The organism is Vibrio sp. 10N.247.310.98, assembly GCF_041467395.1.
GTDB classification, from domain to species: Bacteria; Pseudomonadota; Gammaproteobacteria; order Enterobacterales; family Vibrionaceae; genus Vibrio; species Vibrio crassostreae_C.
Genome location: NZ_JBFSUL010000016.1, coordinates 42,911 through 68,573, shown reverse-complemented (window position 1 = coordinate 68,573; position 25,663 = coordinate 42,911). Strand labels below are relative to the sequence as shown.

The following is a 25,663-nucleotide window of genomic DNA, read 5'->3' as shown; positions in this document are numbered from 1 at the left end:
TTTCCCCTATAGTAAAGTGACTGATTAATCACAATAATATTCGGTCAGCACGAAAAAGAGAGCCTATAGTTTAATGACGTAGGCTTTCTTGTTTTAGCAAATAGGTTTGTATCACAGGGTGTGGCACAAATTATTTAGGGGCATAAATGGATTTGTCGATTACTTCTTCTTTGGCGCTAATTGGACTCTTGTCTTTAGCCTGTCAGCTTCTGGGCTGGCGTTTGCGTCTTCCCGCTATTCTCCCTCTTCTCATTGTCGGCCTGCTATTGGGCCCCGGTTTAAATGTCCTTAACCCAGATGCCATTTTTGGCGAAGTGCTATTTCCGCTGATTTCATTAGGTGTTGCCATCATTCTGTTTGAAGGCGCATTGACGCTTAATTTCAAGGAGATCAGAGGCCATGGTCGCATGGTGACTCATCTAGTGAGTGTCGGCATGCTGATTACATGGGCGTGTATCGTGGTCGGTGCTTATTACTTTGTTAACTTTAATTGGCCATTAGCGGCGCTATTCGGAGCCTTGGTAGTGGTGACGGGCCCGACAGTGATTGTGCCTATGCTGCGTAGTATTCAGCCCAAAGCTTCTCTTGGCAGCATTTTGCGATGGGAAGGGATAGTAATTGATCCGATTGGCGCTCTGTTTGCGGTTCTCGTCTACGAGTACATTGTTTCTTCTGCCGACCCTACCGGACACGTTCTGTCAGCTCTGGGCCTGACGTTAGTCATAGGTTTAGGCTTAGGGATCATCGGTGGCCATTTGATTGCCAAGATGCTGCAAGGGCATTGGGTACCGCACTATTTACGTAATGTGGCTGTGCTGACGCTAATGTTGGCGGCGTTCTCGTTTTCTAATGATCTGAGTGAAGAATCGGGTTTATTAACCGTGACCATCATGGGGATCTGGCTTGCCAACGTGAAGGGCTTGGATATCGAAGACATCATCGAATTCAAAGAAACCCTGACCGTGTTACTTATTTCTGCGTTGTTTATTCTGTTAGCGAGCAGACTCGACTCCGGAACCTTCCTCTCGATAGGTTGGGGTGGGGTTGGCTTGTTAGCGGTAGTGATGCTGGTGGCGCGTCCTTTGAGTGTGTGGATCAGCGGGATCGGCACGGATCTTACCTCTGCGGATAAATGGTTTTTGAGCTGGATGGCACCGCGCGGGATCGTTGCAGCCGCGGTTTCTTCTCTGTTTGCAATCAAACTTCAAGAGAAGCAATTAATTGAAGGCGCAGATTTACTGGTGCCAATGGTGTTCTTGGTCATCATCGGTACGGTTGTGATTCAGAGCCTTACCGCGAGTTGGTGGGCGAGAAGGCTAGGTGTGACTCAAGAGAAGGCACAAGGCGTTATCTTCTTTGGTGCGACTCAGTTTTCACGCCAGTTTGCCAAAGTGTTGGCGACACACAACATCAACAGTGTGCTTGCCGATACCAACTGGGAAAGCATTCGCTTAGCGCGCATGGAAAACTTGAATGTTTATTTTGGTAACCCAGCTTCGAGCCACGCTGAAAATAATCTGGAATTGGATGGAATAGGGCGTGCGATGATCGTGTCGCCTTATCGTCAAACCAACCCGTTAGTTAGCATGCACTATCAAGACGAGTTTGGTGAGAATAAGGTGTTTGAGCTTGAATCCTCAGAGAATAAACATGAAAGGCACCAAGTGAGCCGCGATGGCAATAGAAGTCTGTTTTCGGAAGGGATCACCTATTCTAAGCTTAACTCGTTGATGGCTCAGGGTAGCCAAATTAAAAGTACAGGTTTGACCGAGGCATTTGATTTAAAAGAGTTTAACGCTTTGTATCCTAAAGCCATTCCTCTTGGGGTGATTAATGGCGGTGATTTCCGTTTAATTACACAAGGATCTGAGTTGGAAAAACTCATATCAACGGAGTGTGAGCTTATTAGTTTATTACCGCCTTCTGAACAGACGGAAAAAGTCGAGACTCCAGATAAGTAGCAACGAGCACTTCATCAAAAGCGAGTCACCCCGTTGTAAAAACGAATAGCTAAGTACCAAAGCATCAAAAAAGCCGCAACGTTCATCACGTTGCGGCTTTCTAATTTTATTTATATGCGCTGCGGACTACTTCGAGTGAAATTGCTCGCAAGCGATCATGGTGTTCTCGATTAGGCTCGCAACCGTCATTGGGCCAACACCACCCGGCACAGGTGTGATGAAGCTTGCGCTTTCTTTCGCTACGTCGTATTCAACGTCGCCCACTAGTTTGCCAGATTCTAAACGGTTGATACCAACATCGACCACAACAGCGCCTTTCTTAATCCAAGCGCCAGGAATGAAGTTAGGCTTACCAACGGCAACTACAACAACGTCTGCTTGACGCACGTGACCTTCAAGGTCTTTGGTGAAGCGGTGACATGTTGTCGTCGTACAACCTGCTAGAAGAAGCTCTAGCGTCATTGGGCGACCTACGATGTTTGATGCGCCAACCACAACCGCGTGCTTACCACGTAAGTCGATGTTGTAACGGTCAAGCAGCGTGATGATGCCTTTTGGCGTGCAAGAGCGAAGCTTAGGCATGCGCTGAGCCAAACGGCCGACATTGTATGGGTGGAAGCCATCAACGTCTTTTTCTGGCGTGATACGCTCAAGAACGTGAGTGCTATCAATGCCAGCTGGTAGAGGCAGTTGAACAAGAATACCGTCGATCTCTGGATCGTCGTTCAGTTGGTCTACCAGTGTTAACAATTCGTCTTCTGTCGCAGTGGCTGGCAAGTCGTAAGATTTAGATACGAAGCCAACTTCTTCACACGCTTTACGCTTACTTCCAACGTAAACCTGAGAAGCAGGGTCTTCACCCACTAAAACAACCGCTAGGCCCGGAGCGCGTAATCCAGCTTCAGTACGAGCTTTTACACGTGCAGCAACTTCGGAGCGAACCGTTTGAGAAATTAGCTTTCCATCAATATTTTGAGCAGTCATGAATTTCCTTAGTATTGATATTCAAGTTAGTGGCTGATGTTTTTGGCGCATTATTCCAGAAAATCTTTTTGATTACCATCAAGCAAACGTTTGCTTTGGTCTGTTTTCCAACACTTATATGTTTGTTGGCCTTTTTTTACCCACTTAGATCAGAATGTTACATAAAGCCGTTGCTTTACTGATTCGAATTCGTATAATTCGTTCCTGTAGCGCGCCCTTAGCTCAGCTGGATAGAGCACCTCCCTTCTAAGGAGGTGGTCGAAGGTTCGAATCCTTCAGGGCGTGCCATTATTTAAAGAAACCCGATAACTCTCCGAGTTGTCGGGTTTTTTGCATTTTACATATCATAAAACACTTCTTTTCAAGCGCGACTCATTTTCTTCTGTTATTCGTTTCATTCGGCTTATGTAATAGAAAGTTAAAATTGTTCGTTTTTTGGGGTTTACATCATTTGGTAATAAAGCCACTATGAATTCACGAAGAATAGACAAGTAAAGCTATTAGCCAGTCGGTTTAGGAATCAAACCTTCTGATTGATGGCTGATTTAGAGGAAGCAATGGCAGGAAACAGTATCGGACAACACTTTCGAGTGACCACATTCGGAGAGAGTCACGGTATCGCACTAGGATGTATCGTAGACGGGTGCCCACCAGGATTAGAAATTACCGAAGAAGATCTGCAGAAAGATCTGGACCGTCGTCGTCCGGGCACTTCTCGCTATACAACGGCTCGTCGTGAAGCGGATGAAGTGAAAATCTTATCAGGTGTATTTGAAGGCCAAACTACGGGTACTTCTATTGGTCTATTGATTGAAAATACAGACCAACGCTCTAAAGACTATTCCGAAATTAAAAACAAGTTCCGCCCTGGCCACGCTGACTATACGTACCATCAAAAGTACGGTGTGCGTGATTACCGAGGTGGTGGTCGTTCTTCAGCTCGTGAAACTGCAATGCGTGTTGCTGCAGGTGCAATTGCGAAGAAATACCTAAAACAAGAATTTGGTGTTGAAATCCAAGCTTACCTTTCTCAAATGGGTGATATCTCAATTGATAAAGTGGATTGGAACGAGATTGAAAACAACGCTTTCTTCTGTCCAGATGCCGACAAAGTACCAGAATTTGATCAACTGATTCGTGACTTGCTAAAAGAAGGCAACTCGATCGGTGCGAAGATTCAAGTGGTTGCGACTAAAGTGCCAGTAGGCCTTGGTGAGCCAATCTTTGATCGTCTAGATGCTGACATCGCGCACGCTCTAATGAGCATTAACGCTGTGAAAGGTGTTGAGATTGGTGATGGCTTCGATGTTGTTAATCAACGCGGTAGTGAACACCGTGACCCATTAACTCCAGAAGGTTTCAGCAGCAATCATGCTGGCGGTATCTTAGGTGGTATCTCTACTGGTCAAGATATTGTGGCAAGCATTGCGCTTAAACCAACATCAAGCATCACTGTACCTGGTGACACAATCACGAAAGATGGTGAAGCAACGCAGCTAATCACGAAAGGTCGTCACGATCCATGTGTTGGCATCCGTGCGGTACCTATTGCAGAAGCAATGCTGGCTATCGTGCTGCTTGACCACTTGCTACGTCATCGTGGTCAAAACTTTGGTGTGACAACTGAAACACCACAAATCTAATTCTGCTTCTTTTTATTTAGAATAGAATTGGTAGAAACAAAAAAGGGTTGCTTCGTAATGAAGTAACCCTTTTTCACATTAGCAGGATTATTCGTCCGGTTAGCGACTATCGTCATTAAAGACAGCTAGCAGCTTAAGGCTCTTAATCCATTAATGCACTGAACTTTCAGGATCAAGCTGGAACGAAGGCAAACTCCATTTGAATCTTACAGCCGCCATGCGCAGCAAGTAACCAACTACAAGCGTCACAATTGTCGCCGTGACGTCGTTGATGCCAAGCTCAAGCAAACCTAGGTACAAACCTGAAGCGACAAGTGCGACAGAGGCATACAGCTCTTCATGTAACACCAATGGTGTTTGACGACAGATAAGGTCACGTAACAAACCACCAAAGACACCTGTCACTAATGCCGATACCATGCAAATCATCGGGTGCAGACCCATGGTCATCGCTACTTTGGTACCAATGATACTGAATACGATTAGGCCTAAGGCATCCAAGTGAATAAACAAACCTTTTAGCTTGATAACCCATTTCGCCAACCCGGTTGTAATAACACCTGCTATACAGGTGATGGCCAGATACTGAGGGTTTTCAACCCAACCTAAAGGGTAATGGCCAAGTAAGATATCGCGTACTGTACCGCCGCCAATTGCCGTTGCGCTCGCAACCAGCATTACACCAAACCAATCCATTTTTTGTTTGCCTGCACTGAGAGCGCCGGTCATGGCTTCTGCCGTGATGCCAATGATATACAAAACACTTAGTAGCATTGCTGTAGCTCTATAATTTAGGTCTATAAACTCGAGTCTTATAGGCCTTAGGGATATAAAATGAAGCGCGAGTGTAGTAGTAAAAATGCTTGTTGACGAATGAATATTTGTACCGTGAATGGGCGTTTCAGATTAGCTAAACTAATCATTCACCTTAAAGTGGTGTAATCTGGGAATGGCAATCGATTGTCACTGCAAAGTATAATGGCGAACCCGATGTCATTACGCTTGATAGGGCTTTACCGAGCGCTTAAAAAAAAGCAAAATGCCCCAGTTATTTTTACTTAAATTTGATTTTATGACACACCAATACTCAGACATTATCGATATCTTCAATCAGACCTTTTTTGAAAGCTTTAATACCAAACTAGAGCTAGGGGCTGATGAGCCGATCTATTCGCCTGCTGATGATACTATCCCACACCATCGAATCGTGTTCGCACGTGGCTTTTACGCCTCTGCACTCCATGAGATCGCACACTGGTGCGTTGCTGGGCCTGAGCGTCGTTTACTGGAAGATTTTGGCTATTGGTATGAACCTGACGGTCGAACGGAATCGGTTCAAGCTGAGTTTGAAAAAGTAGAAATTCGCCCACAAGCGTATGAATGGATCATTGCGATGAGCGCAGGCTTTCCTTTTAATGTCAGCTGTGACAATCTACACGGCGATTTTGAGCCAGATCGTTTGGCCTTTATGAATAAAGTACATAGCGAAGTTATGGGTATCTTTGAAGTAGGCTTTCCGCCTCGCGTGAAAATGCTCTCTGAAGCATTACGCAGCTTCTACGATGTAGAACCTTTATGTGCTAGCCAATTTATTGTGAAATAAGAGAATATTATGATTATCGAATTTGAAGAAAAACTACTTGAAGTAATTGATGCTCGCATTGAAAACGCATCAGACGATGAACTGTTTGCTGGTGGTTACTTACGTGGTCATATTTCTCTTTCAGTGGCTTCATGTGAAGAAGAAGGCATTGAAGATGTGGCTGAAGTAAAAGCTCGTATTGAACAGAGCCTAGACGACGCTCGCTCTGAACTAACACCAGCAGACCGCACTATCGTTAATGACCTTTGGGTTGAGCTACAAAACCAAGCTTAATCTCGATGTATTAATACTATCCGCTCAGTCCCTTCCTTTCCCATTTTGCTGAGCGAACTGGTTTATTTGAGACTCGTTCGAAATTTTTGAATGAGTCCGTTCATTTCTTGTGATGGTTACATTTTCTTACTACGTTATTCTAATCCCACTTAACGGAATTACAGAAAGGTCACATCATGAAAGTTATCGCATTTGGCGCAAGCACAAGTTCTACCTCAATCAACAAAACACTAGCAACTTACGCAGCAAACTTGATTGAAGGTGCTGAAGTTAAAGTCCTAGACATCAACGATTACAATGTTCCTATGTTCAGTGAAGACACTGAAAAAGAGATTGGCCAAGCGGAAGGCGCTCAAGCATTCTTGCGCGACCTAGCTGAAGCTGATGCGTTTGTTATCTCGTTCGCAGAACACAATGGTCACTACCCAGCTGCGTATAAAAACCTATTTGATTGGGCGACACGCATTGAGCGTTCAGTATTTGGCGAGAAGCCGGCGGTTTACCTAGCGACTTCACCAGGCCCTGGCGGCGCACAAACGGTACTTGGCGCAGCGACAGGTTCTGCACCTTACTTCGGTGGAAACGTGCAAGCGTCAGTTTCAGTACCAAGCTTCTACGATAACTTTGATTTTGAATCTGGTTCTATCAGCAACGAAGAGATCGTTCTACAGATTAAAGACGCGGTTGCTAAGCTGTAAATACAGCTTCGTTTAGAACAACACGAATAACAAAAAGCCCGAGCGACACAATGTCGTTCGGGCTTTTTAGCTTTTAACTTATTAGTTTCAGATATTCAGATTAGCTGAACTAGAAACTACGGCTTTGATTTAGAATGCTTGTCAGCAACCCATCCAGCCGTTAATGCCTTACCTTTACGCAGTCTGCGTACCCACATTCGACTTGGGTGAATCGCCTCAAGCACATCAACAGGCAAGGGCAGCGGATCGCCACAGATCTGTGATGCTAATACTTCAGCCAATAATGGTGCAGAGCTCAAACCACGTGAACCCAGTCCGATAAAGCAATAAAGGTTAGGGAAGCTTGTTACCGTTTCTACATCCTCAACCGAGTCACGCTGCGGGTTGAAGTTGTGGAGATCTTGGTACTGCTCCTTAATGGCTTCAAAGTCACCAATGTTTCCGACAAACGGAAGGTGGTCACGGCTTACGCTTCGGATACCTTGGCGCGCTAAGTTGTCACTGGTATCGACATCTTTTGTCCATGCTTGGTCTGGTAGTGACCCATGTAGGCGCTCGCCATTGTGCTGCTGAACCTCAATATCAAATTCTTGGTCGATATTGGTTTTGTCGTAGTTCGCACCAATACAGTGATGACCATTGTTGGGGTTCTGTGGCGTCAAATAGCCATCAAAGCACAACACGGTTTTTAGCTGGCTGAGATTTTCCGTGGTCGGAATATGGCTCACTTGGCCTTTAACCGGAGTCAGTGGTACTGGCTGAGTTTGTTCAAACTGAGTGAACTTGTGTCCATTCGCGACAACCACTTGGTCGTGCTTGGTTTGAATCTCACCTTGAGGTGTATCCATCGTCAGTATCCATTGTTGTTCAGCTTCGAGCCACTCAAGTTGCGTTACTTGATGTTGATAGTGCGCGCTTACTTGGTTGTTCTCTTCTAACTTGCTAATCAAGCCTTGAGTCAGTTGCAGAGGGCTTAGCCAACCACCCAGCGGAAAGTAAACACTCTCTTTATCGACGGGTAAGCCAATCTTTTCGTTGGCTTGCTCTGGCGATAAACGCTGAATCAGGTCGGTGTGGAAGTTGCCTTCCAACATGCGGTTGAGCTTTTTAGTGGAGCCTTGATCCCACATCAAGATGTTCACGCCACACCAACTGTGATCAAATTGAATAGACTGAGCCGCTTGATTAATAAATTGACGAGCAAACAGTAATCCCGGGCCAAACACGCGAGACACGTTCGAGGTCGCTTCGCTTAATAGCGGGTAAATCGCACCTTGGTTGTTACCTGAGGCATTGCCCGCAGCTTGTGGATGTTCACAATAAAGGGTGATATTTTTGCCACGACGGCTTAGCGTTTTGGCTAATGCAGCACTGGCGACACCACCACCAATGATCGCAATGTCTTGGGATTCAGTGTGTTGAGCGAGGCCATACCAAGGTTTGATGTTGGTGTGAGCGTGCTTTTCGCCAAGTCGGCCGGCGATCATTTCTCGCTTAGTACCAAAGCCTTTGACCTTTTTCATTTCAAAGCCAGCTTCAATTAAGCCACGGCGAACAAAGCCAGCAGCGGTGAAGGTGGCGCAGCTACAATCTTGCTTAGCGAGCTTAGCCATGCCGTTGAATAGGTTTTGATTCCACATCTCTGGGTTCTTGCTCGGAGCAAAACCGTCTAAGAACCAAGCATCAACCAAACCTTCACGCGGGGTTGGTACGTTGGGCATGCAATCTTTAATATCGCCAAACCACAAATCAAGCGTGATTGCACCGTCGCCCAGCACAATGCGGTGACATTCAGGTAGAGCAATAGGGTAGTGTTCTTGGAGTTTCGTCGCATACTCGGCTAATTCTGGCCACGATTGGTGTGCTTTGATCAGATCCTCTTTATTTAAAGGATATTTTTCAAAACTGATGAAATGTAACTCTTTGGTCATCGCTTGTGGGTTATCTTTAAGAAAAGCATCGAACCATTGCCAAACTGCAAGAAAGTTCAAACCTGTGCCAAAGCCGGTTTCAGCAATCACAAAGCGGCGTTGTTCATGTTCAAGCCAACGCTCTGGAAGGTGGTTTTGCTTTAAAAAGACGTAGCGAGTTTCTTCTAAACCGTTAACATTGGAGAAGTAAACGTCGTCAAATTGGTCTGAAACTGGCGTGCCAGACTCATTCCATTCCAGTTCTGCATTAGTAATTGAAGTCATAAAATCTATCATTTTGTGATTTGAAGCGATATGTTGGTAGGGATTGTACGAATTTCTAGGAAAGCTGACCACTTTTGTTAGGCTTCTTAGTTATCATCTAGCTGAATTTAGAATTATAGGAATGTCACATGAAACGAGTCGTAATCACCGGTATGGGTATTGTTTCAAGTATCGGTAACAACGTCGAAGAAGTTTTAGCATCACTGAAAGAGGGTAAATCTGGTATTACCGCTTCAGAGCAGTTCAAGGAAAATGGCTTGCGCTCTCAAGTATGGGGTAACCTAAAAATGAACCCTGCTGACCATATCGATCGCAAAAAAATGCGCTTTATGGGTGATGCAGCGGCATTCGCTTATCTTTCAATGGAGCAAGCAATTGCTGATTCTGGCTTAACTGAAGATCAAGTATCTAATGACCGCACGGGTATCGTTGCGGGTTCAGGTGGTGCTTCATCTCTAAACCAAGTAAACGCGGTAGACATCATCCGTGAGAAAGGCGTGAAGCGCGTTGGTCCATACATGGTTCCACGTACAATGGCTTCTACGGTTTCTGCTTGTCTAGCAACTCCTTTCAAAATCCGTGGTGTGAACTACTCTATGAGCTCTGCATGTGCGACATCTGCACACTGTATTGGTCACGCAATGGAGCTTATCCAACTTGGTAAGCAAGACGTTGTATTCGCTGGTGGCGGTGAAGAACTGGATTGGTCTCTGACTATGATGTTCGACGCAATGGGCGCACTTTCTACTAAGTACAACGACACGCCAGAGCTGGCTTCTCGTACCTACGATGCAGACCGTGATGGTTTCGTTATCTCTGGTGGCGGCGGCATGTTAGTTATCGAAGAGCTTGAGCACGCTGTTGCTCGTGGCGCAAAAATCTACGGTGAAATCGTAGGCTACGGCGCAACTTCAGATGGCTACGACATGGTTGCTCCTTCTGGTGAAGGTGCGGTTCGTTGTATGAAGATGGCGATGCAAAACGTTGATGGCGTTGATTACGTGAACACTCACGGTACTTCAACTCCAGTTGGCGACGTTAAAGAGCTAGGCGCTATCCAAGAAGTATTTGGTGGCAACAGCCCAGCAATTTCTGCAACTAAAGCGATGACAGGTCACGCTCTAGGTGCTGCTGGCGTACACGAAGCTATTTACTCAACGCTAATGCTAGATAACGGCTTTATCGCTCCAAGCATTAACGTTTCGAACCTAGACGAAGCTGCTGCTGGCCTAGACATCGTAACTGAAGCTCGTGATCAAGAGCTAACTACAGTTATGTCTAACAGTTTTGGTTTCGGCGGTACGAACGCAACGCTAGTAATCAAAAAGTACCAAGCTTAACTTAAGCTTGAGTTACAGAGACAAGGTTAATCGTTAAAGGGTTGCGCTAGTGCCGATTCAACACGCACAGGTCACCCAGTAATAATGACCATCAGAACAAAGTTTTTAGACGCAGGTTGGTAAACGTGTTTTTTGAACATAGTTTTTAAATCTGGGTTTAGAGATTGAAAGGTTTCCAGAGCTTGACCAGTACTGACTTTGGTTAGTACTGGTTGAACAGACGCAAGACTCTGTCTCCTGGAGAGCGAGATAGGATCCTTTTGTTCTGGATGTTTGCCCGATTGTTTATTCAATCGGGCATTTTTCGTTTTAGCCGTTTGATCTTGGGTGTTCACTCTGGTTTCGGTTCTTGTCTGCCAAGGTTAGGTGATTCAGCCCTTTATTTATAATGTATTCCAATTGCTACTCGACACCGTGTGTGGAATTTTGCACAATCATTTCAATTCACATTTAGGTCGATAGACCCCAACAAAAGTACTCGCCAAATGAAAATCTTAATCGACGAAAATATGCCTTACGCTGAAGCGCTTTTTAGCCAGCTAGGGGAAGTGACAATGAAGTCTGGTCGCACATTAACAGCTGACGACCTAGTTGACGTAGACGCATTGATGATTCGCTCTGTTACCAAGGTAAACGAGTCATTGATCAGCAAAGCCAATAAGCTGAAGTTTGTTGGTACTGCGACGGCTGGCATGGATCACGTTGACCAAGAGTTGATGAAAGAGCGTGGCATTTTCTTTACTGCGGCACCTGGTTGTAACAAGGTGGGTGTTGCTGAGTACGCGTTCAGTGCGATGATGGTGCTTGCGCAGCAACAAGGCTTTTCTGTTTTTGATAAAACGGTTGGTATTATCGGCTGTGGTCAAGTGGGCAGTTACTTAGCGAAGTGCCTTGAAGGTATTGGTATCAAAGTTCTGCTGAACGACCCTCTAAAACAGCAAGAGGGTGATACTCGCGAATTTACTGAGTTAGAGACTTTGCTTGAACAATCAGACGTTATTACATTACACACGCCAATCACTAAGACGGGTCAGTATCCAACGCATCACTTGATCAGTGAGCAAGTGCTGAACAACTTACGTGCTGATCAAATCCTGATTAATGCAGCTCGCGGTCCTGTGGTTGATAACCAAGCGCTAAAAGCTCGCCTGCAAAAAGCCGATGGTTTCACTGCAGTGCTTGATGTGTTTGAGTTTGAACCTGAAGTCGACTTTGAGCTTCTTCCGTTACTCGCTTTTGCAACGCCTCACGTAGCGGGCTACGGTTTAGAAGGTAAAGCGCGTGGTACCACGATGATCTTCAACAGTTATTGTGAATTTTTAGGTACTGAACAGCGTGCGTATGCAAGCGACTTATTGCCGACAGCGCCTGTACCTCAAATGAAATTAGATAGAGCTTGGGATGAAGCAACACTGCACAATTTGACTCAGTTGATCTATGATGTGCGCAAAGACGACGCCTTATTCCGTCGCAATATCGTTACGCCGGGTTCTTTTGACAAGATGCGTAAAGAATATTGGGACCGCAGAGAGTACAGTGCAGTCGAGTTAACGGGCGACGAATCTTGTAATTTAACGCCGTTATCTAAACTCGGTTTTATGGTAAAGCCAACTTTATAAAAGAGAGAAACAATGAGCCAAGAATTTAATATTGCTATTTTAGGTGCGACTGGTGCGGTTGGTGAAACCATTCTTGAAGTACTTAAAGAGCGTAAATTCCCTGTCGGTGAAATGCACTTACTAGCAAGTGAACGTAGTGAAGGCAAAACTTCCCGTTTTAACGGCAAAACAATACAAGTACAAAACGTAGAAGACTTCGATTGGTCTCAAGTACATATTGCGTTTTTCTCTGCAGGTAGCGAGCTTTCAGAGCGTTGGGCTCCAATTGCGGCTGATGAAGGTGTGGTTGTCATCGATAACACATCACGCTTCCGTTACGAATACGATGTTCCTCTGGTTGTGCCTGAAGTGAACCCTGAAGCGATTGCTGAGTTCCGTAACCGTAACATCATCGCGAACCCTAACTGCTCGACTATCCAAATGGTAGTAGCGCTAAAACCAATTCACGATGAAGTGGGCCTTGAGCGTATTAACGTTTCAACTTACCAATCTGTGTCTGGTGCAGGTAAGCCAGGTATCGATGAGCTAGCGGGTCAAACGGCTAAGCTTCTTAACGGTATGCCAGCTGAAAACTCAGCGTTCTCACAACAAATCGCTTTCAACTGTATTCCTCAAATCGATGAATTTACAGAGAACGGCTACACGCGTGAAGAGATGAAGATGGTTTGGGAAACTCAAAAAATCTTTGCTGACTCTTCAATCACAGTGAACCCGACTTGTGTCCGCGTACCAGTATTTTACGGTCACGCAGAATCTCTACACATTGAAACTCGCGCACCAATCGGTGCAGAGCAAGTGGTTCAGCTTCTAGAGAACACAGAAGGTGTTGAAGTATTCCAAGCGCTAGACTTCCCAACTCAAGTTCGTGATGCAGGTGGTAAAGACCACGTAATGGTTGGTCGTATTCGTAACGACATCAGCCATCACAGTGGCGTAAACATGTGGGTTGTCGCTGATAACGTTCGTAAAGGCGCAGCAACAAACGCAGTTCAAATCGCTGAAGTTCTGATTCGCGATTACTTCTAAGCTTTATTGCTTTGATAAAAAAGCCTCACTCTTTAGTGGGGCTTTTTTAATCGATTAAAAATATTGTTAGTCAAATTGTGTGAAATTGCTGCGAATATTGTTGCTGCAACACATTTTTTGTTTTCATCTCTATAGTTTTACGTCATTTATCCGATATATTTAATAGATCATCACTTTTCCGAATTTAAGCACCTAGCTGAGCCTTTTATGTTTCAAATTTTCAAGCCGTGGTTAATGCCTTTTGCCTTTATCATTGCGACTCAGATTTCCGTTGTTCGTGCAGATTCCATTCGAGTTGTAGGGCCTAATGGCCAGATACAATCAGCGCCTACGTTTTCAGAACCACTTCAAAGAGCGCAATCAAATAGCGCTGAGCCTTCACGTTTCTATGGTCCAACTCGCGGCTCAGAAACATTGTGGTCTATTGCCTCAAAGTTACGCCCTGATAACTCCGTTTCAGTCCAACAAACTCTGTTGGCTATTTATCGCTTAAACCCACAAGCGTTTGAAAACCAGAATATCCATAGCCTGCTGCCTGCGAGCAATCTACGCGTGCCTTCTTTAGAGCAAGCACGTGCAAGCTCGACGCAGCAAGCTATCAACATCATGAACTCACATCTTGCTAAGCTTGATGCTCCTGCAAGTAAGCCTGTCGCTTCAAAACCCAAAGCGCCGAGTTCTGATGCAAAAAATGTTACTCCTGCTAAGCAAGTAAGCACTACTGAAACTGCTAAAAAGCCATTGTCTCCAACTCAATCATCTCTAGCTCAATCTGCACCAACCCAAGAGATGAACAAGTTAGAGAAGCAGCTAGAGCTTTCAGAAACTGAACTGCTGTCACTTGAAGAGAAAAATCACCAACTTCGTTTGATGTTATCGAATGTTCAATCGGAAGTGGATGAGCTAAAAACAGAGCTCAGTGATGAAGACCGCATTCGTAGCGAAGTGGAAAAGCTGCTTGATGAAGAGCGCAGAAAGAACGCCGAAATTGAAAAGATGGCACCAAGTGCCATGGACGAATTGTTATCGAATGGTTGGTTAGTGGCGGCTCTTGCGATTATTCCAGGTCTGCTACTTGGTTTGATCATTGTGATGCTGTTAGGCCGTCGTTCTAAAAATGATGAGCAACAGCAGACGACTCAAGAACAACCGCTCCAGCCAGAACCAAGTACCGTTGCACCTATTACATTGGGCGACGAGATGGACGACCTTAACGAGCTGTCGTTAGACGATGATTTGTTTGGTACGGAAGATGACGCCAACAAGTTGTTTGACGATCAAGCGCTAGCTGAAGAAGACGATGTCTTTGCCGGTTTAGATGAATCTGATCTCGATTTCAATCTAGATGGTGAAGACGATGACCCATTTGCTAGCATTGGCGAAAACGGTGATTTAGACACCAACTTCGACGATCTAGATTTAGACAGCAGCAACGGCATTAGTGTTAATGGCGAAGAGAAAGCGCTTGGCCTTGAAGAGATGGAACGTGCGCTAGACAAAACAGCGGAAAGCGCCGTCGATACTGATGATGTCGACTTTGATCTTTCTGATGATAACGCAATGTCTGCTGATGACATTGAAGCTTTACTATCTCAAGAGTCTGAAACTGAAGATCTCGGTTCCAACGAGCTAGACCAATCTTTATTAGATGATCTGTTTGCTCTTGATGACGAAGATGACGACAGCTTCGATATTGATGCTCTGATTTCGGAAGAGCAAAGTGATTCGCCTTCTAGCACTGAAACACCAGCAAGCGATGATTTTGACATCGATGCGCTTACCTCTGAGCAACAAAGTGAGACTAAGCCTGTTGATTTGAGCAATGACGATTTTGATATTGATGCTCTAATCTCTGAACAACAGTCCCCTGAGCCAGCTTCACCGACAGCGAATGATGATATTGATGACATCTTTGCCCAAGTTGCTGCTCAGAACGATCAAGCGAATGACCCTTTCAACCTCGATAGCGACGATGAGATTGCCACTAACCTAAACAGTGGTTTGGCGTCTGATGATGATATCGAAAACATTCTGTCTCAGTTCGATAAGCCCATCGTAAATGAAGAACCTCAAGACAGCGTTGATCTGCTTGATGAGCAACTGGCAGGCGATGACGTAGACCTAAGTAACTCGACAGACCTTCTTGATGAGATGCTAGGGGACGATTCGGATGATGAGTCTGAAAGCGAACCTCTTGGCTTTGATTCTCTGTCTGAGCTTGAAGAGCTTTCTGGTTTATCGACCGATGATGACCTCAACATCGCAGAAGACAGCACGGAAACCTTGGATGAATTAATAGGTGACTCTGACGAGGATGATTTCGAACTCGACGCCGAAAGTACCGACTTATTGGATGATTTCCTTGATAGTGAATTGTCAGATGATGAGCTTTTAGCGGATGCATCAAAATCAGAATCTCTAGACCCATTTGATGACTTACTGACAAGTGGCATTGAAGACGAGCTTGAATCTGAAGATAAGACGTTTGATAAAGAGTTAGACGCAGCCTTTGGTTTGGACAACGCCAATGAGGAGCCTGAAAAGGACTCAGACGTTGAGCTTACTCCGTTAACCTCTGAAGGTGAGCCTGAGCAAGATCCGGACATTAGTGAAACACCACAACCTGAAGTCGTTACTGATGAATCGTTAGATTCTGAAATGACTCAAGAAAGTTCTGACATTAAGCCAGAAAATGATGAAGCCTTTAATCGTGATGGTTTTATCGATGATTTGTTCGGTGTCGCACCGGCAACGGATGCTTTGCTTGATGACTCGCTAGAAACAACAGACGAAGCGTTGATTGATGAGTTAATGACTTCTGATGACAATGATTTGTTGCCAGCAATAGAAGAGCCTGTTGAACCATCAATTGACAATACGGTTGAACCAGAGCAAGCGTCTCTTTTAGACAGCGACGAAGTATCAGCGCAAGAAACCGCATCATCGGTTGAAGATGATGAACTGGATATCGACTCGCTGTTATCTGAGAATTCTGATTTTGACAAACCAGATTTTGAAGAGCGAGTTAAAGAAGAAACCGCACAACAAGAACCAGAGCCGAAAGAAGCCGACGTACAAGAGCAAGCTTCGCCATCGTCTTTGAACGATATCTCTGAAGATGAAGAAGAAACGGTTGAAGACTGGTTAGCTGAAGCCATCGACGATGTAGAGTCGCCAGCGAACATTGACTCTGATTTTGACTTTGAACCGAAAATCCAAGGTAGCGATCAGCTTGAAGATGTCGTTGAATCCTTGCCAGAGCCAGAGCCAGAGCCAGAGCCAGAGCCAGAGCCAGAGCCAGAGCCAGAGCCAGTTCGTGCTGCAAACATGCCAGAGATCATTCCAAATGAATTTGGTGTGCCAGAAGACGATGATTGGCTGATTGAAGATGAGGCGTCTGAACCAGAAGCATTAGCGGAAACTGACGTAACACCAGAGCTAGTGACACCTGTCGCTGAACCGAAAGTTGAAGCTACACCACAAGCGGAAGTAGCAGAACAAGCTGAAGTTCTAGGACAAGAAGGCGAAGAAGAATTCTCGTTTGATGACTTCGAATTGCCAGAGTTTAATGAAGAAGATGCACTAGCGGAAGCTGATGCTGAATCAACACCAGAACCAGTAACGCCAGCTATTGATGCTCAACCAAGTGTTGAGCCTCAAACTGAAGCCCAAGTTATAGCTCAGGCGCAAGACGACGAAGAGTTTTCGTTTGATGATTTCGACTTACCAGAGTTTAGTGAAGAAGACGCACTAGCGGAAGCTGATGCTGAATCAACAACAGAGCCAGCAACGCCTGCTATAGACTCTCAATCAAGTGTTGAATCGCAACCTACCGCTGAGCCTCAGTTAGATGCTGCACCACAAGTTGAAACTGCGAAACCAGAAAGCGAAGAAGAATTCTCGCTTGATGACTTCGAACTACCAGAGTTTGGTGAAGACGATGCGTTAGCGGAAGTGGTGAGTGAACCAGATGAAGCACAGTTAGAGCAAGACTTAGCGCCTGACACAGAGAAGTTCGAGTTCGATGACCTTGATCTTCCGGAGTACGATGAAGAAAGCGCAAAAGCAGACTCTGTTTTAGATGATATTGAGCAAAGCAATGCCGAGCCGGTGGCGGAAGCCCAAGGCGTAGAGTTCGATGAGTTTGATTTACCTGAATATGGTGAAGATGAAGCCATCTCTGATGCGTTTGCTGAGAAGCCAACACCACTGACTTCTTTCAGCCCACAAGGCGAAGAGCAAGATGCGTTGCATGATCTGTTCTCAAATCCGCAGAGCTATAGTCAGGCTGATGATTTCTCGAATGCTGAAGACTCTGAACCGGCTGGTTTTGCACAGCCAGAACAATCACTGAGCGCGGCTTCAGAGCCAAACTCAACGCCTGCAGCGGTTCAAGACGAGCCACTAGAAGGCTTTGATGACTTTGATGAGACAGCATTAGCTGAGTTGCTTTCTGAAGATGTTCAAGACTCTGTCGACAACATGTTCGATAAGCCATTGGACGCAACTTCGATTGATAGCGCAGGGTTAGATATTGACGCCATGCTTGAAGTCGGCGGCGAAGACTGGAAAGGCTTTAACCTAGCGCCAGAACAACAATCGAGCATGCATAATGATGTGCCTGATGACCAACAAGAGATTTGGGCATCGGCTGAACAGCAAGCTGAACCGAAAATCAAAGAAGAGAATTGGGCTGAACAAGACAATCTAACCGAATCAGGCAACAGTCGTGATAAGCAGTACATGACGATTGATGAGCTAATGGCTCAAGTCGAGCAAGAAGGTGAAGAAGTCATTAATCCAGACGATGAAGAGCTTAAACTGGATGTGGGTCTTAACGAATTCCCTGATGTTATCGGTGATATTGGCAATTATGATGTCGACAGCAATGCAGAAGCTGCGGGTAAGCTTGATTTGGCCAAAATCTACATCGAGATGAGTGACTCGCAAGGGGCAATTAAGCTTCTAGAAGAGGCAATCGTTGACGGCAGCGATGATATTCGTCGAGAGGCAAAAAATCTTATCGATACGTTAAACGGTCGATAAATTTACAAATCAGAAAGGGTAGCGTTGGCTACCCTTTATTTTAAGGCGATACAGAGCGCTATCGTTTCATTTGGTTTTTCAACAGCATCGTCTCGGTCGATGCTGATTGTTTATTGAAGTTTTAGCCCCATCCTATTTGGGCTAGCACTGATTTCCGTATATACTTCTCGCCCATTTTCAAAGAGAACAAGAACATGAAAATTGCTTTAGGTATTGAATATAACGGTACCCACTACTTTGGTTGGCAGCGCCAACGAGACGTGAAAAGTGTCCAAGAAGAATTGGAAAAGGCTCTTTCAGTTGTCGCGAATCACCCTGTAGAAGTTATGTGCGCAGGTCGTACAGATGCCGGTGTTCACGGTACGGGACAAGTCGTTCACTTTGAAACTAATGTCGATCGTAAAATGGTGGCATGGACAATGGGCGCGAATGCCAACATGCCAAAAGATATTGCGGTTCGTTGGGCGACAGAAGTGAATGAGGATTTCCATGCTCGTTTCTCGGCTACTGCCCGCCGTTATCGCTACATTATCTTTAACCATGCACTACGCCCAGGCATTTTGAATTCAGGTGTGAGCCATTATCATGGTCATCTTGATGAGAAAAAAATGCATGAAGCGGGTCAGTACTTACTTGGTGAGAATGACTTCACTTCGTTCAGGGCAACACACTGTCAATCTCGTAGCCCATGGAGAAACATGATTCACTTGAACGTGACTCGTCATGGACACTACATTGTGATCGATATTAAAGCGAATGCGTTTGTTCACCACATGGTGAGGAATATTACGGGTAGCCTTATTGCCGTAGGTAAAGGTGAGCAGAAACCAGAGTGGATCCAGTGGCTTTTAGAAGCTAAAGATCGAAAAGTAGCCGGCGCAACTGCAAAAGCGGAAGGTTTGTATCTGGTGGATGTTGATTATCCTGAACATTTTGAGCTACCACGAGAGCCAATTGGTCCTCTATTTTTACCGGATAATTTGAACTAAATGTGAGACTTAGGTTCAAAAATTATTACGGTTTAGTGCGTAGGATAGTCCCAGAAAATAGGTACAACCAGTTTTTTATCTACAGTCGCTGTTTTATGTGCTTTAATTCCCACGCATAATTCCCAAATTTATTTCTTTCGCAATCAAGCGGAAGAATCGAAACAAAAAGGTCTTCCATGAGTTGGCTTGAAAAGATTTTAGAAAAAAGCAACATCGTAACATCTCGTAAAGCGTCTATCCCTGAGGGTGTTTGGACGAAATGTACTTCTTGTGAGCAGGTTCTGTACCATGCTGAACTAGAGCGTAACCTAGAAGTATGTCCAAAATGTGACCATCACATGCGCATGAAAGCACGTCGTCGTCTGGATACATTCCTAGACAAAGGTGAGCGTGTTGAACTAGGTGCTGATCTTGAGCCACAAGACAAGCTGAAGTTTAAAGACTCTAAGCGTTACAAAGAACGTATCTCTGCTGCTCAAAAGAACAGTGGTGAAACAGACGCATTAGTTGCAATGAAAGGCGAACTATTGGGTTTACCTATCGTAGCGTGTGCTTTTGAATTCTCATTCATGGGCGGCTCAATGGGTTCTGTTGTTGGTGCTCGTTTCGTGAAAGCGGTAGATGCTGCTATCGAGAACAACTGTGGTTTAGTGTGTTTCTCTGCAAGTGGTGGTGCTCGTATGCAAGAGGCATTGATGTCTCTAATGCAAATGGCGAAAACCAGTGCTGCGCTTGAGCGTTTATCTGCGAAAGGCCTACCGTTTGTTTCAGTCATGACTGATCCAACAATGGGTGGTGTTTCTGCAAGTTTGGCAATGCTTGGCGATATCAATATTGGTGAACCAAAAGCACTGATCGGTTTTGCTGGACGTCGTGTAATCGAACAAACGGTACGTGAAGACCTTCCTGAAGGTTTCCAACGCAGTGAGTTCCTACTAGACCACGGTGCTATCGACATGATTGTTGACCGTCGTGAGATGCGTCAGCGCGTTGCAAGCCTTGTTGCTAAAATGACCAACCAGCCTTCACCATTAGTAGTTTCTGTGAACGATTCACCGAATGAAGCTACTTATGAAGTACCAGAAGCGCCAGAAAAAGGGTAAAGTACCTTCTAACAAACCAACTTAATTATGGTTATGAGTTAGATGAGTCAACAACCTATTCCTCAAGCCACATCCTCTTTGGAGATGTGGCTTGATTATTTATCAAACATCCACACAAGCGCTATTGATCTTGGATTAGACCGAGTTCAGGCCGTCGCCTCTAAGGCAAACCTCACCAAACCTGCTCAACATGTTATTACTGTTGCCGGAACCAATGGCAAAGGCTCAACATGTGCACTGATGGAAGCGATTCTATTGGACGCTGGTTACTCAGTTGGTGTCTACAGCTCTCCTCACTTAATTCGCTATAACGAACGTGTTCGTATCAACGGCCAAGATCTATCTGATGAAAAGATGGTTCAGTCTTTCGATTTCATTGAGAAAGAGCGTGGCGAAATCAGCCTGAGTTTTTTCGAATATGGCACTTTAGCGGCGTTACGTGCATTTCAAACTGAAGCGGTTGATGTTGTGCTTTTAGAAGTGGGTTTAGGCGGGCGTTTAGACGCGACCAATATCGTTGAGCATGATGTTTCTGTGATTACTAGTTTGGCTGTCGACCATGTTGACTGGCTAGGTGATGACATCAATGTGATTGGTTTTGAGAAAGCGGGCATTTATCGTAGCGGTAAACCCGCTATCTGTGGTCAACCCAAGCCACCGGCTACGGTTGCAGCGCACGCTGATGACATTAAGGCTGAGTTCTACCAAGTCGGTATTCAATACACTTATGATGTTGACGGTGATACGTGGAACTGGCGCAGTGGTGCATTCCAACTAGAATCGCTACCTATTCCAAGCCTGCCGTTACCTAACGCTGCAACAGCGTTGATGGCATTGGGCACATCAGAGCTTAGTATTAGCGACGTGAACGTGGTTAACGGCATGAAGAATGCGCAGCTTCCTGGGCGTATGCAGCAAATTAGCGAACAACCGGTGATTGTGCTTGATGTAGCACACAACCCGCATTCTGCTGAGTACTTTGCGCAGCAAGTCGCGAAGAAGTATGCAGGCAAAAATTTACACGTTGTAGTCGCCATGCTTCATGACAAAGATATCCCCGCGACATTGGAAGTATTAGCTCCAATAACAACACATTGGTACCCAGCTTCGCTGAACGGCCCACGAGCCGCAACAGCCGCTGAATTGTGTCAAAGCTTACCTGAAGGTGTAGAGCGGTATTCAAACCCTGTTGTAGCGTTTGAAGCGGCTTTAGCTTCTGTTAAAGGTGACGATGTTGTGTTGGTTGTCGGTTCTTTCCATACAGTGGGTGAAGTGTTGGAGCATTGGCAGAAAAAAGGAAACTAAATGGCAAGTAAATTCCAAAGCCGGTTAGTCGGCACCATCATTTTAGTGGCCATTGGCGTGATTGTATTGCCCGATGTACTAGATGGTAAGAAGCTCCACTACAAAGAAGAGTTTGCAAGCATTCCAATTAAGCCTGAGCTTGATAGTAATGTTGAAGTGTTTGAAGTACTCGATCCCGTTGAAGATCAGATAGCGCTACCGGATTCTCCGGTTGAGCAAGTGGTTGAAAGTGGTCGTACTGATAATTCAAACACGCAAACCGCGTCTTCTTCTAATGATAAAGAAGCAGACAAAGTGGCAGTTGTGGTTAAGCCGATACCTGAAAAAAATGAATACCAAGACAGTGCTTGGATTATTCAATTGATGGCTTTGAAGAATGCTGACAACGCAAAAAACGTTGTTAAGGATCTGCAAAAGCGCGGTTATCAGGCTCACACCAAGCAAGAAAAAACTTTTACGCGAGTAATTATTGGCCCGGATGTCTCTAAATCCAAACTTGAGCGACAAATTAAGGAATTAGAAAAAATTACGGGTTCAAAAGGCCAGTTGCTCAAATTTAAACCGTTAAATCCATAAGAAAACGTTTGCGTCAGCATTTTTTCTGTTAAAATGCGCGCCAACTTAAGATGAAGAATTCATGAATTGGTTAGATTTTGTCATTTTAGGCGTGATCGGCTTCTCTGCCGTGATCAGTTTAGTTCGTGGTTTCGCTAAAGAAGCCTTGTCACTCGTTATTTGGTTTGGAGCATTTTTTATTGCTAGCCAGTACTACGCTAAATTAGCGATGTACTTCACCAATATCGAAGATGAGATGTTTCGAAACGGAACTGCGATAGCAGCATTGTTTGTTGCAACGTTAGTTGTGGGTGCCTTAGTTAACTATGTCATCGGTCAACTAGTTCAGAAAACAGGCCTGTCAGGTACAGACAGAATCCTCGGTGTCGTCTTTGGTGGCTTACGTGGTGTTTTGATTGTTTCTGCAGTGTTGTTTTTCATGGATGCGTTTACTGCATTCCCAAGTTCTGAGTGGTGGAAGAATTCGCAATTGGTTCCAGAATTTAGTCGAATCATTGCGCCGTTCTTCGAGCATTTACAAGCAACATCTAGTTTCTTATCTGGCGCGCTCTAGCGCCAGTTAATGTCGAAAAATCGAGGATTAGGACATGTGTGGTATTGTTGGAATCGTGGGTTCAACACCTGTAAACCAGTCTATTTATGACGCTTTAACGGTATTGCAGCATCGTGGCCAAGATGCCGCTGGTATTTGTACCATAGAAAGCAATCGTTTCCGTCTGCGTAAGGCGAACGGTTTAGTAAAAGATGTTTTTGAAGCAAAACACATGCAGCGCCTACAAGGTGAAGTTGGTATTGGCCATGTTCGTTATCCTACTGCGGGTAGTTCAAGTGCGTCTGAAGCTCAGCCTTTCTACGTAAACTCTCCTTTTGGCATTACGTTGGCGCACAACGGTAACCTGACGAACGCAAACGAAGTTCGTGAGAAGTTGTTCGAAAAAGACCGTCGTCATGTAAACACAACCTCTGACTCTGAAGTTCTACTGAACGTATTAGCTCATGAGATCGATACTGTTAAAGGTAACGTAACTTCAGATGACGTTTTCCGCGCTGTGGCAAATGTGCATCGTACAATTCGTGGTGCTTACGCCGTAACGGCGATGATCATCGGCCACGGTATGATCGCATTCCGTGACCCACATGGTATTCGTCCATTGTGTCTTGGTAAGCGTGAAGTTCAAGGTAAAACAGAGTACATGGTTGCGTCTGAATCGGTAGCACTCGATGCTGTTGGTTTCGACTTCATGCGCGACGTAGCACCAGGTGAAGCTATCTACGCAACGTTTGACGGTGAGCTTTTCACTAAGCAATGTGCAGACAACCCACAACTAAACCCATGTATCTTTGAGTTTGTATACTTTGCACGCCCAGATTCATTCATCGACAAAATCTCGGTTTACAGCGCACGCGTTGAGATGGGTGAGATGCTTGGTATGCGTATTAAAGAAGAGTACGCAGACTTAGACATTGATGTAGTTATTCCAATCCCTGAAACATCAAACGATATTGCGCTACGAATCGCTCAAGCGATCAATAAGCCATACCGTCAAGGTTTCGTGAAAAACCGCTATGTTGGCCGCACATTCATCATGCCAGGTCAGCAACAACGTAAGAAGTCGGTTCGCCGTAAGCTCAACGCAATTCGCTCTGAGTTTAAAGGTAAGAACGTTCTTCTGGTTGACGATTCTATCGTTCGCGGCACAACATCAGAGCAGATCATTGAGATGGCTCGTGATTCTGGCGCAAATAAGGTCTTCATGGTTTCAGCTGCTCCAGAGGTTCGCTTCCCTAACGTTTACGGCATTGATATGCCGAGCGCGACAGAGTTGATTGCTCATGGTCGTGATAACGAAACGATTTGTAAGCAGATTGGCGCAGACGCCTTGATTTTCCAAACGCTACCAGATCTGATTTCTGCAGTGGGCATGGGCAATCAAGACATCTCTCGTTTTGATACTTCTGTATTTAACGGCGAGTATGTAACGGGCGATATCGACCAAGTGTACCTAGATTTCCTAGACTCTTTGCGTAATGACGACTCAAAGGTTCAGCGTGAGATTCAACAAGATCTTGCTAACTTAGAGTTACACAACGAAGGCGCTTAACTAGCGTTTCGTTAGTCATACAGAGTTTCGCTAGCGATACAGAAAATAAAAAACCAGAGCATCGGCTCTGGTTTTTTGTTTATAGAGAAGGGGATTGACCTTAATGAATGTGGTATGCGATCACAAAATCAATAAACAATCTCACTTTCTCTGGTAGATGGTCTTTGTGGTTATAAAGCATGTAAATATCACGAGGGTTAGCGCTCCAGTCTTCTAAGACTTGCACTAAGCTGCCATCTTCAATGTATTCACGAATCATCACGTCAGGCATTAGGGTGATACCTAGGCCTTCTGAGCACGCTTGTCTCACGACATTAAGCGCATTGGCGTTGAAACGGCCTTTCTCGCTATTCACCACCGTCTCTTCATTCGAATTACTCAGCTGCCACTTAATCAGCGGGTAGCCTTTGAGTAGCGAATGGTTCGCTAGCTCTTCAGCATGGCTTGGAGCTGGGTTCTTCGCTAAGTACTCAGGGCTCGCGATAAGAATATCTTTGACTTCACTGATTTTTCGAGCGATTAGGCTTGAATCACGCTGAGGGCCGACTCGGAAAATTACGTCCCACTCCGTTGGATCCAGCTGATCCGCTTGGTTGTTCATCATCAGCTCAATATTGATATCAGGGTATTGAATCATGAATTCACTGAACATTGGCATCATCATGCGCTTGGTCAGGTTTGAGGGTGCCGTAATACGAATCTTACCGGAAGCGCCTTTGCACACGTCAGTTAACTCTTCTGCAGTAGAAGAGAGACGTTGCAACAGCGGAGAGCATTCATTGAAGAAACGTTCGCCTGCCTCTGTTAAAGAAAGTTTACGCGCGTGTCTATTGAGAAGCCTAAGGTTCAAAGAATCTTCTAAGGCTTGGATGCGTCGTGTGATGGTCGCAACCGGAATCATAGTCTTGCGCGATGTTGCGGTGTAGCTCCCATTTTCAACGACGAGTCGAAAGAGGTTTAAATCATCTAATTTCATAAATCCAGACACATTTGTTTACAATCTCATCTAATTTATACGTAACAGTGAGATCAATGTTTGCGTTACGTCAACTCGTTGCACTGTTTACAAGTATTCCAACCCTCGTCACGAATTACCAGTAAAGAGTGCAAATTTGTGTATTTAGCATTTTATTACTAAGTTTTATATTAGTTCTTAGAACAGATAACAATAATAATTCGACTTAGTTTTGTGAGGTTATA

Annotated in this window: 19 protein-coding genes and 1 tRNA gene; 16 read left to right on the top strand and 4 right to left on the bottom strand. The window is 45.0% G+C overall.

Annotation, left to right across the window (positions count from 1 at the left end; genetic code table 11):
* Positions 1-146 precede the first annotated feature (146 nt).
* Complete coding sequence (locus AB6E78_RS08890) at positions 147-1,961, top strand: cation:proton antiporter (protein WP_372110561.1); 1,815 nt, start codon at positions 147-149, stop codon at positions 1,959-1,961.
* A 126-nt stretch (positions 1,962-2,087) separates the two neighbouring features.
* Here the strand turns inward: AB6E78_RS08890 and folD are convergent, their stop codons facing one another.
* Positions 2,088-2,945 (bottom strand): bifunctional methylenetetrahydrofolate dehydrogenase/methenyltetrahydrofolate cyclohydrolase FolD, encoded by an 858-nt coding sequence (gene folD / locus AB6E78_RS08885; RefSeq protein WP_017062367.1) that lies wholly within the window; start codon positions 2,943-2,945, stop codon positions 2,088-2,090.
* Positions 2,946-3,156: 211 nt separating this feature from the next.
* Between folD and AB6E78_RS08880 the strand changes: the two genes are divergently transcribed.
* Positions 3,157-3,233: transfer RNA gene (locus tag AB6E78_RS08880), tRNA-Arg, on the top strand.
* A 269-nt stretch (positions 3,234-3,502) separates the two neighbouring features.
* On the top strand, positions 3,503-4,588 hold the full coding sequence (aroC, locus tag AB6E78_RS08875) for a chorismate synthase (protein WP_372133101.1): 1,086 nt from the start codon (positions 3,503-3,505) through the stop codon (positions 4,586-4,588).
* Between the two features lie 150 nt (positions 4,589-4,738).
* Here aroC and AB6E78_RS08870 read toward each other — a convergent pair whose 3' ends face one another.
* On the bottom strand, positions 4,739-5,362 hold the full coding sequence (locus tag AB6E78_RS08870; RefSeq protein ID WP_372133104.1) for a trimeric intracellular cation channel family protein: 624 nt from the start codon (positions 5,360-5,362) through the stop codon (positions 4,739-4,741).
* A gap of 298 nt (positions 5,363-5,660) precedes the next feature.
* On the opposite strand from AB6E78_RS08870, the gene AB6E78_RS08865 reads away from it, so the two are divergent.
* The 3 genes from AB6E78_RS08865 to AB6E78_RS08855 all read left to right on the top strand — a co-directional run bounded on the left by AB6E78_RS08865 (position 5,661) and on the right by AB6E78_RS08855 (position 7,162).
* On the top strand, positions 5,661-6,191 hold the full coding sequence (locus tag AB6E78_RS08865; protein ID WP_372075010.1) for an elongation factor P hydroxylase: 531 nt from the start codon (positions 5,661-5,663) through the stop codon (positions 6,189-6,191).
* Positions 6,192-6,200: 9 nt separating this feature from the next.
* A complete protein-coding gene (locus tag AB6E78_RS08860) occupies positions 6,201-6,464 on the top strand; it encodes a YfcL family protein (protein WP_017063425.1) in 264 nt (87 codons plus the stop codon).
* A 176-nt stretch (positions 6,465-6,640) separates the two neighbouring features.
* On the top strand, positions 6,641-7,162 hold the full coding sequence (locus AB6E78_RS08855) for an NADPH-dependent FMN reductase (protein WP_017062355.1): 522 nt from the start codon (positions 6,641-6,643) through the stop codon (positions 7,160-7,162).
* Between the two features lie 116 nt (positions 7,163-7,278).
* Here AB6E78_RS08855 and mnmC read toward each other — a convergent pair whose 3' ends face one another.
* Positions 7,279-9,357: a bifunctional tRNA (5-methylaminomethyl-2-thiouridine)(34)-methyltransferase MnmD/FAD-dependent 5-carboxymethylaminomethyl-2-thiouridine(34) oxidoreductase MnmC gene (gene mnmC, locus AB6E78_RS08850; protein ID WP_372133107.1), complete on the bottom strand. Its 2,079-nt coding sequence runs from the start codon at positions 9,355-9,357 to the stop codon at positions 7,279-7,281.
* Between the two features lie 128 nt (positions 9,358-9,485).
* Between mnmC and fabB the strand changes: the two genes are divergently transcribed.
* The 10 genes from fabB (at position 9,486) to purF (ending at position 24,463) form a co-directional block, all read left to right on the top strand.
* Positions 9,486-10,697, top strand: coding sequence for a beta-ketoacyl-ACP synthase I (gene fabB, locus AB6E78_RS08845; protein ID WP_017062353.1), 1,212 nt, complete (start codon positions 9,486-9,488; stop codon positions 10,695-10,697).
* Positions 10,698-11,182: 485 nt separating this feature from the next.
* A complete protein-coding gene (locus AB6E78_RS08840; protein WP_017066628.1) occupies positions 11,183-12,316 on the top strand; it encodes a 4-phosphoerythronate dehydrogenase in 1,134 nt (377 codons plus the stop codon).
* Positions 12,317-12,328: 12 nt separating this feature from the next.
* Positions 12,329-13,342 carry an aspartate-semialdehyde dehydrogenase gene (locus tag AB6E78_RS08835; protein ID WP_017062350.1) on the top strand — a complete coding sequence of 338 codons (1,014 nt, stop codon included), beginning with the start codon at positions 12,329-12,331 and terminating at the stop codon, positions 13,340-13,342.
* Positions 13,343-13,549: 207 nt separating this feature from the next.
* Positions 13,550-18,388 (top strand): FimV/HubP family polar landmark protein, encoded by a 4,839-nt coding sequence (locus AB6E78_RS08830; RefSeq protein WP_372133110.1) that lies wholly within the window; start codon positions 13,550-13,552, stop codon positions 18,386-18,388.
* Positions 18,389-18,582: 194 nt separating this feature from the next.
* Positions 18,583-19,377: a tRNA pseudouridine(38-40) synthase TruA gene (gene truA, locus AB6E78_RS08825; RefSeq protein ID WP_004734161.1), complete on the top strand. Its 795-nt coding sequence runs from the start codon at positions 18,583-18,585 to the stop codon at positions 19,375-19,377.
* Positions 19,378-19,553: 176 nt separating this feature from the next.
* A complete protein-coding gene (accD, locus tag AB6E78_RS08820; RefSeq protein ID WP_017062348.1) occupies positions 19,554-20,480 on the top strand; it encodes an acetyl-CoA carboxylase, carboxyltransferase subunit beta in 927 nt (308 codons plus the stop codon).
* 42 nt (positions 20,481-20,522) lie between these two features.
* Positions 20,523-21,785 carry a bifunctional tetrahydrofolate synthase/dihydrofolate synthase gene (folC, locus tag AB6E78_RS08815; RefSeq protein ID WP_017062347.1) on the top strand — a complete coding sequence of 421 codons (1,263 nt, stop codon included), beginning with the start codon at positions 20,523-20,525 and terminating at the stop codon, positions 21,783-21,785.
* Positions 21,786-22,361: an SPOR domain-containing protein gene (locus AB6E78_RS08810; RefSeq protein WP_017070741.1), complete on the top strand. Its 576-nt coding sequence runs from the start codon at positions 21,786-21,788 to the stop codon at positions 22,359-22,361.
* A 61-nt stretch (positions 22,362-22,422) separates the two neighbouring features.
* The gene (locus AB6E78_RS08805; protein ID WP_009848678.1) at positions 22,423-22,914 is read left to right on the top strand and encodes a CvpA family protein; all 492 of its coding nucleotides are present in this window, start codon (positions 22,423-22,425) and stop codon (positions 22,912-22,914) included.
* A gap of 34 nt (positions 22,915-22,948) precedes the next feature.
* Positions 22,949-24,463, top strand: a complete 1,515-nt coding sequence (gene purF, locus AB6E78_RS08800; protein ID WP_017062345.1) for an amidophosphoribosyltransferase — start codon at positions 22,949-22,951, stop codon at positions 24,461-24,463.
* A 100-nt stretch (positions 24,464-24,563) separates the two neighbouring features.
* Here purF and AB6E78_RS08795 read toward each other — a convergent pair whose 3' ends face one another.
* The gene (locus AB6E78_RS08795; RefSeq protein ID WP_017062344.1) at positions 24,564-25,439 is read right to left on the bottom strand and encodes a LysR family transcriptional regulator; all 876 of its coding nucleotides are present in this window, start codon (positions 25,437-25,439) and stop codon (positions 24,564-24,566) included.
* Between the last annotated feature and the right edge of the window lie 224 nt (positions 25,440-25,663).